Origin of the sequence: Globicatella sp. PHS-GS-PNBC-21-1553 (genome assembly GCF_033564055.1) — a bacterium.
Lineage (GTDB): Bacteria > Bacillota > Bacilli > Lactobacillales > Aerococcaceae > Globicatella > Globicatella sulfidifaciens.
In genome coordinates this window covers 469,967-486,016 of record NZ_CP085470.1, presented here as the reverse complement: position 1 = coordinate 486,016, position 16,050 = coordinate 469,967, and the positions used below count along the sequence as shown (strand labels likewise).

General features: G+C 34.6%; 16 protein-coding genes. 15 read left to right on the top strand and 1 reads right to left on the bottom strand.

Annotation, left to right across the window (positions count from 1 at the left end):
• Window positions 1-55 precede the first annotated feature (55 nt).
• Window positions 56-1,291: a transposase gene (locus LB888_RS02275; protein WP_318753448.1), complete on the bottom strand. Its 1,236-nt coding sequence runs from the start codon at window positions 1,289-1,291 to the stop codon at window positions 56-58.
• 913 nt (window positions 1,292-2,204) lie between these two features.
• Here LB888_RS02275 and opp3b point away from each other — a divergent pair.
• The 15 genes from opp3b to LB888_RS02200 all read left to right on the top strand — a co-directional run bounded on the left by opp3b (window position 2,205) and on the right by LB888_RS02200 (window position 16,037).
• Window positions 2,205-3,143 carry an oligopeptide ABC transporter permease gene (gene opp3b / locus LB888_RS02270; RefSeq protein WP_066126299.1) on the top strand — a complete coding sequence of 313 codons (939 nt, stop codon included), beginning with the start codon at window positions 2,205-2,207 and terminating at the stop codon, window positions 3,141-3,143.
• Window positions 3,143-4,210 (top strand): ABC transporter permease, encoded by a 1,068-nt coding sequence (locus tag LB888_RS02265; protein ID WP_318753447.1) that lies wholly within the window; start codon window positions 3,143-3,145, stop codon window positions 4,208-4,210. The genes opp3b and LB888_RS02265 overlap by 1 nt, the downstream gene beginning before the upstream one ends.
• Window positions 4,211-4,219: 9 nt before the next feature.
• Window positions 4,220-5,272, top strand: coding sequence for an ABC transporter ATP-binding protein (locus LB888_RS02260; RefSeq protein ID WP_318753446.1), 1,053 nt, complete (start codon window positions 4,220-4,222; stop codon window positions 5,270-5,272).
• Window positions 5,269-6,153: an ABC transporter ATP-binding protein gene (locus LB888_RS02255; protein ID WP_318753445.1), complete on the top strand. Its 885-nt coding sequence runs from the start codon at window positions 5,269-5,271 to the stop codon at window positions 6,151-6,153. Before LB888_RS02260 ends, LB888_RS02255 begins: the two co-directional genes overlap by 4 nt.
• Before the next feature lie 268 nt (window positions 6,154-6,421).
• Window positions 6,422-7,150, top strand: coding sequence for a YveK family protein (locus LB888_RS02250; RefSeq protein ID WP_318753444.1), 729 nt, complete (start codon window positions 6,422-6,424; stop codon window positions 7,148-7,150).
• A gap of 11 nt (window positions 7,151-7,161) precedes the next feature.
• Window positions 7,162-7,890, top strand: a complete 729-nt coding sequence (locus LB888_RS02245; RefSeq protein WP_318753443.1) for a CpsD/CapB family tyrosine-protein kinase — start codon at window positions 7,162-7,164, stop codon at window positions 7,888-7,890.
• Window positions 7,891-7,892: 2 nt separating this feature from the next.
• Complete coding sequence (locus tag LB888_RS02240) at window positions 7,893-8,657, top strand: tyrosine-protein phosphatase (protein WP_318753442.1); 765 nt, start codon at window positions 7,893-7,895, stop codon at window positions 8,655-8,657.
• 23 nt (window positions 8,658-8,680) lie between these two features.
• A complete protein-coding gene (locus LB888_RS02235; RefSeq protein WP_318753441.1) occupies window positions 8,681-9,508 on the top strand; it encodes an LCP family protein in 828 nt (275 codons plus the stop codon).
• 107 nt (window positions 9,509-9,615) lie between these two features.
• Window positions 9,616-11,394 (top strand): polysaccharide biosynthesis protein, encoded by a 1,779-nt coding sequence (locus LB888_RS02230; protein WP_412928321.1) that lies wholly within the window; start codon window positions 9,616-9,618, stop codon window positions 11,392-11,394.
• Window position 11,395: 1 nt separating this feature from the next.
• Window positions 11,396-12,517 carry a DegT/DnrJ/EryC1/StrS family aminotransferase gene (locus LB888_RS02225; protein ID WP_318753439.1) on the top strand — a complete coding sequence of 374 codons (1,122 nt, stop codon included), beginning with the start codon at window positions 11,396-11,398 and terminating at the stop codon, window positions 12,515-12,517.
• Window positions 12,517-13,491, top strand: coding sequence for an ATP-grasp domain-containing protein (locus LB888_RS02220; RefSeq protein WP_318753438.1), 975 nt, complete (start codon window positions 12,517-12,519; stop codon window positions 13,489-13,491). The genes LB888_RS02225 and LB888_RS02220 overlap by 1 nt, the downstream gene beginning before the upstream one ends.
• A complete protein-coding gene (locus LB888_RS02215; protein ID WP_318753437.1) occupies window positions 13,484-13,807 on the top strand; it encodes an HAD hydrolase-like protein in 324 nt (107 codons plus the stop codon). Before LB888_RS02220 ends, LB888_RS02215 begins: the two co-directional genes overlap by 8 nt.
• A gap of 47 nt (window positions 13,808-13,854) precedes the next feature.
• Complete coding sequence (locus LB888_RS02210; protein WP_318753436.1) at window positions 13,855-14,055, top strand: HAD-IA family hydrolase; 201 nt, start codon at window positions 13,855-13,857, stop codon at window positions 14,053-14,055.
• Window positions 14,056-14,170: 115 nt separating this feature from the next.
• Window positions 14,171-15,412, top strand: coding sequence for a polysaccharide pyruvyl transferase family protein (locus LB888_RS02205; protein WP_318753435.1), 1,242 nt, complete (start codon window positions 14,171-14,173; stop codon window positions 15,410-15,412).
• Window positions 15,405-16,037, top strand: coding sequence for a sugar transferase (locus LB888_RS02200; protein WP_318753434.1), 633 nt, complete (start codon window positions 15,405-15,407; stop codon window positions 16,035-16,037). The genes LB888_RS02205 and LB888_RS02200 overlap by 8 nt, the downstream gene beginning before the upstream one ends.
• Window positions 16,038-16,050: the final 13 nt, after the last annotated feature.

Here is a 16,050-nt window from a genome sequence, read left to right as displayed (position 1 = left end):
ACTGGCACCCCATCAATAAGCAGTCTGTAGACACTTACTGAATATTGTTTTATGTTTAATAATTTTGTATTGGCACAACTTTTTCAAACCGCGGGTTTTTCTCACTCGACAGATATCGGTGACCCAATTCTTTAATATTGATAGCTGCCACACGGTCATCATTTGATTGATACCCACAATTCCGACAAGTAAACAAGTGCTTATCTTGTTGTCTATTAGCTTTATCAATTGATTCGCATTTTGGACAACGTTGGGACGTAAATTGTGCGGATACTTTTAAAACTTGCGAACCACTTTCTAAAGCTTTGTACATTAACTTTTCTTCAAAATCGAAGAATCGCCAAGAATGGTGTTCATACCGTGCTTCTTGCTTACGGTGATGAGTCGTGTTAAAAGTAACGTTCGTAAGATCTTCCAACACAAACAAGGTATTGGCCCCGTATCGGTCAACGAGTGTCTTTGATAATTGATGGTTCACATCATTCATCCAGCGGTTCTCTCGTCTTTCAATTGTTTTAAGGCGTCTACGACTTGATTTGGTGTTCTTCGCTTGTAAGGACTGGCGCAATTTCTTAAAATGCCGTCTTTTCTTTATCAAGTTTTTACCCGAATAGAAGGTAGTATGAGCTGTATCATCCGCAATTGTTAGTATCTGTCTTAAACCACGGTCAATGCCTACAATCCGTTGAATATTAGCTTCATCTGGATTGTCTATCTCTTTACTTGCGGACACGTGTAAGAACCACTTACCCTTACGACAGAGTAATTCAGCTTGACCGAACTTGTAAGCATTCTGGCTAAATTGTTGAAGATAAGCGATATGTTGCTTATCACAAGACACTTTAATTCGTCCTTGATTGGTCGTCAGTGAATAGGTGTCGTCTTGATGATAAGCGTAGTTACGATTACGTACGAATACAGCGACTGGTCGCTTAAACCCTAGGGGTTTCGTTAAATGGTAAAGGTCTTTATATAGCGTATGATATTTACCTGTATGGATATCTTTATAACGCTTAGGTTTTTGTTTAAACTGTGTTTTTACGGTCTTATATCTCGCGATTACCGTACGCATCACGGACTGGGCCATTTGCGATTGCAGTCCAAAATCCTGACGTATCTGATGATACAAGGCGTTGTGCAAAGTCGTTTGACCTAATTCAAAGTCATGGTCAAAGATATATGTCGAAACAAAATTACAAGCGTTTAAAAACTGTTGTTGGGTTTCTTCGAATTTTTCAATATCACTAGCACTTGGGTATAATTGCACTTTAATCGTTTTCGTTAACTGCATCTTGTCACCTCTTTCCTCTTAAATACATTATACCATCTATTTAGTGAAAACATAGACGTTAACCTAGTAAAATCAACAGAAAGAGCTGTCTATTTCGCTAATTCCTCCTAGGTATTAATACCTAGGTTTCCTTAACTGACAGCTTGTAAATGAAGCAGAAAACTATTTATTAGATCGTCAAATTCTAGTGCCATTAATTCAAAATAATACATCTTTATTGATTTCTGATAAAATTGATAATATTGAAGTTAATCCTGATGGTTCTGGCATTGATTTTACAACCTTAACGTATCAATAAAATCAATTGAATCAATTTAGTTTAATTCCTTTCCTTATTTAATAGTCTTGTGTTGGAGTGGCAGTAAGATATAATTATCGGATCAATTATAGTGTCTTCAAAGTAGTATAAAGTCATTAAGTCTCATCTCTAATTAATACTAATGAATATGGGGTTTCACCATTAAAAGTTACCCGAACATCGACAAGTATATCCGAGAGGTTGAGTGGCCTCAAAAAGCATCTTAACGTAGCTGAGAACAAACTTGAAAAATTCAGTCAAGTTAGTGCTTGATTATTAAAAGCGCAGTAGTTGAGTGACATCAAACCACGTCTCACGGAGATTGAACAGACGAAGTGAAAAACATTCAATTTTCTACTTCTGGTTTATTCCCAACTGTGCGGGGGTGGACAGACGAAGTGAAAAACATTCAATTTTCTACTTCTGATTCACTCCCATTATACTAACGCAACTCTTAAGGGGTGGGCCTAGGAAGCTCTCATCATGTGATGGTCGTCTTCTAGCTCACTCCTTAGCTTATGTGTTTTGAAACTGAGAAACTAATCATTTAACAAGGTATAGAATTTCATGTATACTAACAATAGTTTAATTTTATTAAAAGAAAGAGGTGGCTAAATGAATTCGTATGGGAAATATTTGTTAAGACGTATTTTTTATATGTTATTGACCTTATTTATTATTATCACAACAACTTTTCTCTTATTACAATTCTTACCAGGGACGCCATTTGCTAATCAAGATTTATTGACTGCAAAACAATTAGAATTATTGAATGAAAAATATGGGTTGAATAAACCAATTTTTGATCAGTATTTGGCATATTTGGGTAATATATTAAAGGGAGACTTTGGTTATTCTTTCCAATTTAATAATTTACCTGTGACCCAGATTATCGCGGATCGGGCTGGTCCTTCGATTCAATTAGGCTTACAAGCGATGGTTTTAGGGACAGTTGTAGGAACGTTTCTAGGTGTTATCGCAGCGGTTAAACAGAATACTTGGATTGATACCTTTACATCTATTTTCGCGATTGCTGGACGAAGTGTGCCAAACTTTGTTTTCGCTGTTATTTTACAGTTTGTTTTTGCGGTTGTGTTAGAAGTGTTACCGATAGCGTTTTGGCGTGAAGGCTTTAAGTCAACGATTTTACCAACTTTAGCCTTATCTATTTCGCCAATGGCGGAAGCGGCAAGGTTTATCCGTACGGAAATGATTGAAGTTTTAAATAGTGATTATATTGAATTAGCTAAAGCGAAAGGTTTTTCTAAATTTTATATCATCTTAAAACATGCCTTGCGTAATGCTTTAATTCCTTTATTAACGATTTTAGGACCGGTGACTGCTGGCTTAATGACGGGTTCATTAGTAATTGAACAAATCTTTTCAATCCCTGGAATTGGCGAACAATTTACTAAATCTATTTTAGTCAATGATTATCCAACGATTATGGGGATTACGATTATGTATTCGACTATATTAATTGTGATGATTTTAATTGTCGATATTTTATACGGTATCATTGATCCAAGATTAAGAATGGGAGGGGGTAAATAATGACAAAGGCTTTATTAGATTCAAAATATAATGAAGAATTATTAGCGAAGCTATCGATAGATGAACAATTATTAACACCCGACCACCGTCAAACACGACAAGAAAGCGAAAAAATCCATGCGCCATCTCTGAACTTCTTACAAGATTCGTGGCGACGCTTGAAGAAAAATAAAGGGGCGATGGTTGCCTTATTTGTTGTATTATTCATTGTGCTCATCGCCATCCTGGCACCGTTGATTGCACCGGCTTCACCCTATGCTCAAAATCCAGCTCATGCCAACTTAGCACCTAAAATTCCCGGATTAGAGTGGACGACGTGGTTTGATGGTAAAGCGATGAGTCGTGGTAAGAAACTCATCGATACTTATGAGAAAGCCAATATCCCTGCCGGCACCTATTATTATTTAGGGACGGATTCTTTAGGCCGTGACTTATTGTCACGTATTTTATATGGGACACGGATCTCACTATTAGTGGCTTTTGTGGCGGCTTTAATTAACTTAGTATTTGGGATTATTTACGGATTAACCTCAGGTTGGTTAGGTGGCAAAGTCGATACCTTTATGCAACGCTTATTAGAAGTGTTATCAGGGGTACCAAATTTAGTCATTGTCGTCTTAATGTTATTAGTCTTAAAACCAGGCTTAATTTCAATTATTATTACGATTGCTTTAACATCCTGGATTACCATGTCACGGGTTGTCCGTGCCCAAACCTTACGTTTGAAACAAACTGAGTATGTTTTAGCGGCACAAGTATTAGGCCAACATCCAATTAAAATTATGTTAAAACATATTCTACCAAATATGATTGGGATTATTATCGTGCAAGTGATGTTTGCTTTACCGAGTGCGATTTTCTTTGAAGCTTTTTTAAGCTTTATCGGAATCGGTATTCCGGCACCCGATGCGTCATTAGGAACTTTAATTAGTGATGGGTATAAGACCTTCCGCTTCTTACCGCATTTAATGTGGTATCCTGCGGCGATGATTTCGGTCTTGATGTTATCCTTTAATTTATTAGCGGATGGGCTGCGGGATGCCTTTGACCCTAAAATGAAAGAGTAGGTGACGAACATGGATCAACCAATTTTAAGTGTTAAGAATTTACAAATTAGTTTTAAAACCTTTGCTGGTGAAGTACAGGCCATTCGTGGTGTGAGCTTCGATTTGCATAAAGGGGAAACATTAGCGATTGTTGGTGAATCAGGTTCTGGAAAGACGGTCACCACTCGTTCCATTATGGGGCTATTAAGTAAAAATGCCATCATCAAATCAGGAGAAGTCTTATTTAATGGTGATAATCTATTACAATATAAAGAACGTCAAATGCGAGACATTCGTGGAACGCAAATTGCAATGATCTTCCAAGACCCGATGACTTCATTAAATCCGACCTTAACTATTGGCCAACAGATTATGGAAATCTTAACCAAACAAAGAGGGATGTCTAAAAGTGAAGCGATCGAAGAAACGATTGATTTATTAACTTTATGTGGTATTCGTGACCCTGAAGCTAGATTGAAACAATACCCTCATCAATTTTCAGGAGGGCAACGTCAACGGATTGTGATTGCGATTGCTTTAGCGGGCGACCCTGAGATTTTAATTGCAGATGAACCGACGACTGCACTAGATGTGACGATTCAAGCGCAAATTATTGAGTTATTAGAAGAAATTCAACGACAAAAAGACATGTCCATTATTTTTATTACCCATGACTTAGGAGTGGTGGCTAATGTGGCAGACCGGGTGGCCGTGATGTACGCCGGTAAAATCGTCGAAATAGGGGGCGTGGACGATATTTATTATCACCCACAACATCCCTATACTTGGGGCTTATTAAGTGCGATGCCGACCCCAGATCAAAAAGGAGAGCTCTATGCGATTCCCGGCACGCCACCGGACTTATTGAATCCACCAAAAGGCGATGCCTTTGCTTTAAGAAATGAGTATGCATTAGCAATTGATTTTGAAGAAGAGCCTCCAATGTTTCAAGTATGTGATACGCATTATGCGGCTACTTGGTTATTACATCCTCAAGCACCCACAGTCACACCCCCTCAAAATATTTTAGATCGTTATGAACATTATCGCTGCGAATGTCAACAAGGAGGCAGACAGTCATGAAAAAAGAACCACTTGTCCAAGTGAAACATTTAAAACAATATTATGATGCGGGCACTCCTAATGAAGTCAGAGCAGTCGATGATGTCAGCTTTGATATTTATAAAGGCGAAACCTTTGGGTTAGTCGGCGAATCCGGTTCAGGTAAATCTACCATTGGTCGTGCCATCGTCAATTTATATCAACCGACTGCAGGTGAAATCTTATTTAATGGTCAAAGTAATCAAGAGCGTCGCTCATTAAAGCAAAGACGCTTATTCAATAAAGAAGTTCAAATGATTTTCCAAGATCCCTATGCCTCGTTAAATCCACGCATGAAAGTACGTGATATCATTGCTGAAGGGATTGATGTCCATGGCCTAGCCCATAATGAGAAAGAGCGCAATGATCGAGTGAATCAATTATTAGAAACAGTTGGACTTAATATTGACCATGCGACGCGTTATCCTCATGAATTCTCAGGGGGGCAACGTCAACGGATAGGGATTGCGAGAGCTTTAGCAGTCGAACCGCAATTTATCGTCTGTGATGAGCCAATATCAGCTTTAGATGTGTCCATTCAAGCGCAAATTATCAATCTTTTAGAGCAATTACAAGCTGAAAGAGGCTTGACCTATCTATTTATCGCCCATGACTTATCAATGGTTAAATACTTTAGTGACCGAATTGGCATGATGTATCGCGGTAAATTGGTTGAATTAGCCGATGCGGAGGAACTCTATGCCAATCCTCAACACGCTTATACGCAAAGTTTATTATCGGCGATTCCCTTACCGGATCCTGATTATGAACGTGAACGCCAACGGATTATCTTTGATGAAAGTAAAATCGATTTACAAAGTGAAATGATTGAAATTAAACCCAACCATTGGGTAAAACAATAAATAATAAAATAAACAGCATGAGGCTGGGCAGAGGAAGCGAAAATCAATCTATTTTCTATTTCTTATCCAATCAGTGCTGTTTTTTGTTGTCTAAATCGTGATAAAAGTTAATGGTTTTTGTTAATCATTTTAATAAAAAAGCAATGAAAAAGCAATGAAAAACGCTTTAACTAAAAGAAAAGACTAGATTCTATTGCATATCCTAGTTAAACACGATAAAATAGAATGGATAAAAACTATCTCAAGCAAGAGATTTTGGGAGGCCATTATGCAAGAAGAAATTAGTCTAAAAGATTTGTTTAACATTGTGAAAAAGCATGTGTTTACAATCTTAGCTTTAACATTAATTGGGGCAATTTTGTCCTTAGTATTTATGAACTTTTTTGTTGAACCAAAGTATCAATCAGAAGCACAACTATTGGTCAATCAAAAAAGTACTGAGCAACAAACGATTAACTATAATGAGATTCAGTCGAATATTCAGTTAATTAATACCTATCGTGATGTTATTCGCAGTCAACAATTATTAACACAAGTTAGTGAAAATATTGGTGGAGCTTATACTACAGAACAGTTATCAAACGCGGTATCGGTTACCCAACAAACTAACTCACAAATGTTTACTGTTAAAGTAGTGTTAGACGACCCTAGTGCAGCACAGAATGTATTGGCTAATATTACCGCGTTATTTGATCAAACATTACGTTCAATTTATGAAGCCGATATCTCAAATATTTATGTTTTACAACCGGCTTCATTTGATGCCAATCCTGTTTCACCGAGCGCAATTCGTTATTTGGCGATTGGAACTTTAATAGGTTTAGCTTTAAGTGTTCTTTATATATTAATTGCGGAAATGACGGATACAACAGTGAAAGATGTGGAGTTCTTACAACAATTAGGCTTAACTAATTTAGGGGAGATTAATATTATCTCAGACCGTGAGGCTAAAAATGCCCGCTTAAGTCAACGTGGAACTAGAAGAGTAAAGGAGTAATTGAATAATGTTTGGAAATAAACGTAGAAAAAAGAAAAAACTTACAAAAAGAACAATCATTCGGTGCCCCTTTAATTGCTTATAATAATCCAAAATCAATCCATGCGGAACAATTTAGAACCATTCGTACTAATATTGAATTTGTCAATATTGATAAGCCTGTTCAGTCGATGATTGTGACTTCAAGTATACCGGCAGAAGGTAAGTCGACCATCTCATCTAACTTAGCTTATGTGATGGGGGCAACCGAGAAAAAAGTATTAGTGGTTGATGCCGATATGCGCAAACCCACTGTCCATCGTACCTTTGCTTTAAACAACGAAAAAGGCTTATCAACCTTAATCTCGCAACCAGGGATGAAGTTTAATGAAGTAGTTCAATTTAGTCCCGAACTAAATCTTTATTTAATGCCGGCCGGTCCGATTCCACCAAATCCGGCTGAACTATTAACCTCTGCACGGATGAACAGTATTATGGAAGAATTAAAAGGCTATTTTGATTTAATTATTTATGATACACCTCCAATTAGTGCCGTAACCGATGCCCAAATTATGGCCACTAAAGTGGATGGGGTGGTTTTAGTGGTGCGTGAAGGTTATGTTACGAAGGACGAAATACGTAATTCAAAAGCGGCTTTAGATAATGTTAATGCCCGTATCTTTGGGTATGTCTTAAATGGTAAAGAATTATCGGATTCTGCTGGTTATTATGCATATTATGGTTACTCAGAAGAGGCCTAAACATGTTAGTAGATATTCATAGTCATCTTCTCCCCGGAGTAGATGATGGCGCCAAAGATATTGAAAATTCAATTGAATTAGCACAAGTTGCGGTGAGTGAAGGTGTCGAGCATTTAATCTTGACACCTCATCATTATAATAACCAATATGTTAATCATAAATTCGATGTCATAAAAGCCACTGAGGAGTTACAAAGAATCTATGATCGAGCAGGCATTAATCTGAAAGTCTATCCTTCCCAAGAAATCCGTATTCATCATGATTTATTAGATAATATCTTATATAAGGATGACTATTTATCATTGGATGCGCGTGGCAAATATTATTTAATTGAAATGCCCACTAAGAGTGTTCCTGAGTATGCCTTAGATTTACTCAAAGAGATGATCCAACAAGGTATGGTGCCCGTTATTGCGCATCCAGAACGTAATCATGCCTTTGCGAAAGATATTCGCTTATTATATCAATTTATTGAAGCCGGCTGCTTATCGCAAGTAACCAGTCATTCGTATATTGGCTTTTATGGAGAAAAGTTACGCAAAATCAGTCAAGAGATGATAGAACATAATTTAATCCATATTATCTCGTCAGATGCCCATCATTTAGAATATCGCCCATTCAATATGCAGAAAGCTTATGAGCAAGTAGAACTTGATTATGACCCACGATTAGTTGAATATTTCAAACATAATGCGGCTGCTGTTTTTAATGGTGATGATATTGTAACGATGCGCCCGAAAAAGAAAAAGCGCTTTGGCTTATTTTAAAAGATCAGAAATGAAGTGATTAGATGAACAAACGATTGATTAATCTATTTGTTGTATTAATTTGTATTGTTTCTTTAAACAATCAGACCGTATATGCGACCGAAACTCAAGAGCCGATGTCCGTGCTATTATTAGGCATCGACAGCGGCTCTTTAGGTCGTACTGAGGTAGGACGTAGTGATGTGATGATGGTCATGACTCTAAATCCCAATACTAACCATATTACCTTAACCAGTATCCCCCGCGATACCTATGTTGAAATAGTGGGTCAAGGCATAATGGATAAAATCAACCATGCCTATGCCTTTGGTGGGATTGAAATGTCACGTGCAACCGTTGAACAATTTTTAGACATTTCGATTGATCATCATATTGTAGCCAATATGGCGGGGTTGTCTGATATAATTAATCAAGTAGATGGCGTAGAAGTCATTCCACCGACCACCTTTAGTATTAGTGGTTATGATTTTATTGAAGGACAAGCGATTACCTTAGATGGTGAGATGGCCTTAGCTTATGTTCGAGAACGCTATACTTCCGGTGGCGATTACGGACGTCAAGAAAGACAAAGACAATTGGTAACAGCTGTCATTCATCAAATAAGCAACAGTAAGAATATTTTTAATTTAAAAAACATTTTCTATTCATTGAATGAGAATATTAAAACAGATTTTGATTTGATAACATTGATGGGATTGTATAAAGAGTTTAATGATTCTGTTGATAAGGTGACGACTTATCAAATCAGTGGTTATCCACAAATGATTGAGAATATTTATTATGAAGTACCAGATGCGGAAGTATTAGAAGATATAAAATACGCCATACAAAATGAGCTGAATGAGCAATAATGTTATATAATTTGGGAGATGAGAAAGTGGAAGAAAAACGCAATCATGATAATCTATTGATAACTATAGTGGGGAGACTATCAAGAAATCAACGATTAGCCATTTGGATGTTGGGAGACTTATTGGCCTTTATTTTAGGCACAATCGTTTCCATCATTATTTTATGGAACATTATTAAACCTAGCAATTTATTATTAATCTCTTATACTATCTTGAGCTTTTTGTTATTTGCCATTATTGGGCATCAAACGAAAATATTGGGTCAAATCAACCGTTATTTAAATATTAATGATTTATTGAGTATCTTTTTATTAACGTGTGTGGCTCAATTATTAACGAGTATTGTGATTGTTGTTAGTTTTCAATGGTTTTCCATCCGATTCACTTTATTATCGATGATTATTGCAGCGGTGCTTACTTTAGCCACCAGAGTCCTATGGCAACAATTATATTTAGGTCAGAATAAGACTGAAATAATGTCAAAACCTAAAACACGAAAGGTTATTGTCATGGGAGCAGGTGATGGTGGTTCCTACTTTCTGGATTCCTACAGAAGGAACCCAGGTAATATCGAAGTCTTGGCGGTATTAGATTCGGATAAATCGAAACATGGACAAGCTATCGGAGGCGTAACGGTATTAGGGAATTTAGATAAATTGCCTGAACTAAAAGCACAAGGGGCAGAAGAAGTGATCATTGCGATTCCTTCACTGAGTTCTAAAGCCTATGAAGAGATTTTAACCGAGTGTAATCGTCTAGGATTAAAAGTTTATAAGATGCCGAAAGTTGAAGATATTATTCAAGGGGTAATTCGACCTAATCAAAATTTACCTAAAGTGGAGATTACCGATTTATTAGGTCGTGAAGAAGTAAGATTAGATGAGACTTTATTACGGAAGGAATTAGAAAATAAAACAATTTTGGTAACCGGTGCCGGTGGTTCGATTGGATCGGAGATTGTCCGTCAAGTTTCAAGATTTAATCCTCGTAGAATCCTATTATTAGGTCATGGTGAAAACTCCATTTACTTAATTTATCATGAGATGTTAAAACAACAAAAGATGATTCAATATGTACCGGTGATTGCGGATATTCAAGATAAAGAACGATTATTACAGATTATGCGTGATGAACAACCAGATATCGTCTACCATGCAGCGGCCCATAAGCATGTTCCATTAATGGAGATGAATCCAATTGAATCTTATAAGAATAATATTTTAGGGACTTATAATGTAGCGACCGCAGTTCATGAGACTGGTGTGAAGAAGATGGTGATGATTTCAACCGATAAAGCGGTCAATCCACCGAATGTGATGGGGGCTTCAAAACGTGTTGCGGAATTAATTATTACTGGGATTGCTCAACAAAGCGATTCAATCTTCTGTGCGGTACGTTTTGGTAATGTATTAGGTAGTCGTGGAAGTGTGATTCCCGTGTTCACTAAACAAATTGCAGAAGGTGGACCGGTTACCGTTACCGACTTTAGAATGACACGTTACTTTATGACCATCCCAGAAGCAAGTAAATTAGTTATCCACGCCGGTGCCTTTGCCAAAAGTGGCGAAGTCTTTGTATTAGATATGGGTGAGCCAGTTAAAATAGTCGATCTTGCTAAGAAATTAATCTTATTAAGTGGCTATTCGGAAAGTGAAATTGAAATTGTTGAATCAGGCATCAGACCGGGTGAAAAACTATATGAAGAGATTTTACTGGATGGCGAAAAAGGCGATCGACAAATCGAAGGTAAAATCTTTGTCGGTAATGTAGCTAGAAGACCTTTATCTGAGATAGAAGCATTTATTAAGGAATTACAAAAAGATGATCCACAAAAGTTAAAAGAGACAATTGTCAACTTTGCGAATTCACATGAAGGAGAGAACTAAAATGAATGAAAGAATTTTTTTATCATCACCCCATATGAGTGACGAAGGTTACGAACAAAAATTTATTAAAGAAGCCTTCGATACTAATTGGATTGCTCCATTAGGAGCTAATGTGAATGGATTTGAAGAAGAATTAATTGAAATGACGAATGGGGGACATGCTTTAGCATTGTCATCTGGTACTGCTGCGATTCATTTAGCTGTAAAGAGTTTAAATATAAAGCGAGATGATATAGTATTTTGTCAATCATTAACATTCTCTGCTACAGTTAATCCAGTGTTATATGAAAATGCTACACCAGTATTTATTGATTCAGCACCTGGAACTTGGAATATGGATCCAGAAGCCTTAGAAGAAGCTTTTACCAAATATAAGCCAAAGGCAGTGATTGTCGTTCACTTATATGGACTTCCAGCTGAAATTAAGAAAATAAGAGCGATTTGTGATAAATATAATACTCCATTAATTGAAGATGCAGCTGAAAGTTTAGGTTCAACTGTGGATGGTCAATGGACAGGTACTTTTGGAGATTTAGGAATATTTTCTTTCAATGGTAATAAAATTATTACTACTTCGGGTGGTGGTATGCTAATTTCTCCAGATAAAGCGAAAATAGATAAAGCACGTTTTTGGTCTACTCAATCACGTGAACCATATAGACACTACGAACACAAAGAGATTGGTTACAATTATCGTCTAAGTAATGTTTTAGCTGGTATCGGGCGCGGTCAATTAAAAGTTTTAGCGGATCGCGTCGAGAAAAAACGAGAAATCTTCCATGCATATCAAGAAGGATTAAAAGATATTGATGAAATTTCATTTATTTCTGAACAAAAAGGAGAGCACGCTAACTATTGGTTGAGTGCAATGATAATTAATTCGGATACAATTACACCAAATATGGTAATTGATGCATTAGAAAGAGAAAATATTGAATCGAGACCTGTTTGGAAACCAATGCATATGCAACCAGTTTTTAAAGATTATGATTTCGTTGGTAAAGGTATCGCTGAGGAACTATTTAATAAAGGTATTTGTTTACCAAGTGATTCAAAGATGACTGAAGAACATGTAAAAAAAGTAATAAAAGTTATAAGAGATATCATGGAGGAGAAAATATAATGCAAAATGTCCTTATATTGAGTGCTGGAAGAAGAGTGGAGTTAATAAAACTATTAAAATCCACAATTAAAAAACATAAAATAAATTCGAAGGTTTTTGCTGCAGATGCACGTCTTGATGCACCAGCACTATATTTTGCCGATGATTTTTTTCAATTGCCTTTTATAAAAGACAAAGAATACATACCAGAAATCATTTCCCTATGTAATCGATTAGATGTAAAATTGATTATACCAACAATTGACACGGAATTAGAGATTTTATCTGAAAATATAAGGAAAATTGAAAGTGAAACAAAGGCGAAATTATTAGTCTCTGACATAAGTATAATAAAAATATGTAATGATAAGATCAAAACGCAAGACTTTTTAGAACGACATGGTTTTTTAATTCCCAAAATGTACTCTAAAGAAGAATTAAGTTATGCAGAATTTCCATTGTTTATCAAACCAAAGAATGGAAGTTCCAGTAAAAATATATTTAAAATAAATAATTTAGAAGAGTTAGATACCTATTTAAATATAGTGCCCGATCCTATTGTTCAAGAATTTATAGAAGGGGACGAATATACTGTAGACGTTTTTTTAGATTTCAGTGGTAATATAATTACAATTGTTCCAAGATTAAGGCTAGCTACAAGAAGTGGTGAAATTTCCAAAGGTAGAATCGTTAAAGATGTTGAAATTATCGATGAAGTAAAAAGATTAATGAACTGTCTAAAACCAATTGGACATATTACGGTACAATTAATGAAAACGAAAAAAGGAATAGAATTTATAGAAATTAATCCTAGATTCGGTGGAGGTGCTCCAATGAGTATTGAAGCTGGAGCAAATTCATTTGAAAACCTATTTAGATTACTAAATGGTGAAAAATTAGAATATAACGAGGACTATACAGACAAACTTCTATTTATGAGATTTGACTCATCAATAGCATTAAATCAGAAAATGGAGTTAGTAAGTTTTGATTAAAGTAGTTTTATTTGATTTAGATGATACGTTGATTTCTGAAGAACAATATATACTTAGTGGATACTATGAAGTTTCTAATTTACTATCTAAAAAATTTCTCATTGACCATAATGAAGTGTATAGAATAATGATAGATTACTATAATAAAGGTTCAAAAAAGGTTTTTAATGAAGTTCTTGAGTATTTTAACATAAAATATAATGAAAATATTATTAATGAATTGATAGATACTTATAGAAATCACTCCCCGAAAATTGAATTGTTAGAAGATAGTAAGGGAATTTTAAGTTATTTATTAAAATCTAGAAAAAAATAGGATTAATAACCGATGGCTATAAAGAAACTCAGACGAAAAAAATTGAAGTGTTAAATTTAGAAAAATATTTTGATAAAATTATTGTGACCGATGAATTAGGAAGAGCGTATTGGAAACCACATCCAAAATCTTTTGAAATAATGAAGGCACATTTTGGAGTTAATTATAACGAGATGGTTTATGTCGGTGATAACCCGCAAAAAGATTTTTTTATCAAAAAAAGTATCCCATTAAAACAATCAGAATAATAAGACATGACGGAATTTATTTAGACAGACCTTACTTAGATGATATTCAAGAAGATATTCGAATTAATTCATTAGAAGAGATTAAAAAATTACTTACATTGAAGGAGTGGCAATATTGAAAAAACTTGCAATAACAGGACCGTTCGCGGATGTGAATTTTGGTGATTACGGTATGTTAGTAAATAATTTATATGATTTCAATTATCAAGATTATATTATATACTCGTACGATGATACATTTTTAAATACTTTAAACAAAGACTATTTCAAAGAAATAAATATTCAAGTCATTGATGTTGTGTTGAATAATACGGAGCCTTTAACAGTATTTCCTTATACGCCTCTTCAAATCATTGAAAATGTAAAAAACAAAACTGAAATAATAGATTCTTTTTCAGATGTTGAAACTTTAATAGTAAATGGAGGTGGATATTTTAATAGTTTGTGGAGTATGCCACATAGGTTTGAAAGATTAATTAAAATTATTGCCCCAATTTTGATTGCAGATTTTCTAAATAAAAAAATAGTCTTTACTGGTAATAGTTATGGTCCTTTCGGAGATGATTTTGAGTTTTTTGCTACTTTTTTTAGTTCGTTAAAGAATAGTACGTACGGAGTTAGAGACCAATTATATTCACCAATGTGGTTTAATCAGCTAGGGGTAAAAAAGGAATTAACATTTATTCCAGATGATTTACTAGTTTTAAATGAAAAAATTAAAAATATGACAGCAAAAAATAAGTTGGATATTAATGCTAAATATATTGTGATAGAAACTTATTTAAGTTTAGACTACATTGAAAATAATATTGTTAGCTTTAATAATTTGGTATCAACTTTGTCAGAAAAACATAATACTAAAGTTGTATTTTTACCACTTCATTTACAACATGGTGGGAATGATCAAGGAAAGTTTCTAAAAAATAATATATCTGATTTAATATGGATGGATATTTCCAAAAAAGGGTATTTACCTTTAGAGGATGCAGTAGAAATAATAAAAAATGCAGAATTAGTTATTTCCTCAAGATATCATGCATTAGTATTTAGTACAATCTTAAAAACACCCATTATTAGTCATTTAAGGACAGTTATGGAGGATAAAAGATATTACTATAACAAGAATATTGGTTTGTTAAATCAAGTTTTCAAGGGTATGGTGGTTGATTTAGAAAAAATAGTATTTAACGACTATATTGATGCAATTGAATATGTTACAGAGAATTTTCAAGAGATTATTGATTATCAAAACTCACTATATAATAATCCGCTAGTAGATAGTAATTTTAACGAATTAAAAAAGATAAGAGAAGATTTTATAGAAAAACATATAAAAAATGGTGAAAAAAATGTATAAAAATTTTATAAAAAGGTTTATAGATATAGTATTAAGTTTGATTTCAATTGTTGTATTACTACCACTGTTTTTGATAATCTCAATTGTAATTAAGATTGATAGTAAAGGACCAGTGTTTTTTTCACAAACAAGAATTGGAAAAAAACAACAAATGTTTACAGTTCATAAATTCCGTTCAATGTTAACATATGAAGAGAGTTTTCTTCCTAATGGTAAAGAAATACCAAATAACGAAAGGGTTACTAGGGTAGGAAAATTCCTTAGAAATACCAGCTTAGATGAATTGCCACAATTATTTAATATTTTGAAAGGTGAGATGTCTCTAATTGGTCCAAGACCTACTTTAGAATACCAAGTAAAACGATATAACGACAGACAATTTAAAAGATTAGATGTGAGACCAGGTTTAACCGGTTTAGCACAGGTTAATGGTAGAAATCAATTAACCTGGGAGCAAAAAATAAACTTTGATATTGAATATGTGGAACATATCTCATTTCTATTGGATTTAAGAATCTTTTTAAAAACGTTTTCAGTACTTTTTAAAAAAGAAGTAAATGAATTTCAGTATCATGATAATTTAAGTCAACATGAAGGAAGCATAATAGAGGATGTAAATAAATAGATAATAACCAAAA